1 protein-coding gene is annotated in these 284 nt (G+C 72.5%); it reads right to left on the reverse strand.

Annotated features, from left to right (window positions below; translation table 11 throughout):
* Nucleotides 1-284 (reverse strand): fumarylacetoacetate hydrolase family protein (locus ACFWJO_RS38650; protein WP_386872882.1); only part of this gene is annotated, 284 nt, incomplete at both ends.

Raw genomic sequence — 284 nt, forward strand, 5'->3', positions numbered from 1 at the left:
CCCTCGGCGTCCCGGCGGGCCAGGGCGACCCCTGCGGGCGTGCCGGTCAGGATCAGGTCACCCGGGTTCAGGGTGATCAGCTGCGAGGCGTAGGAGACCAGCTCGGCGGGGGAGAAGACGACGTCGGCGACCCTGTCCTCCTGACGCAGCTCACCGTTGACGTGCGTGAGGACGCGCGCGTCCGCCGGGAACTCTTCCGGGGTGACCAGCCACGGACCCACGGGCGTCGAGGCCTCCCACACCTTGCCCTGCAGCCACTCGGAGGTGCGGCCCTGGAAGCCGCG

The organism is Streptomyces sp. NPDC127092, assembly GCF_042722475.1.
GTDB lineage: Bacteria > Actinomycetota > Actinomycetes > Streptomycetales > Streptomycetaceae > Streptomyces.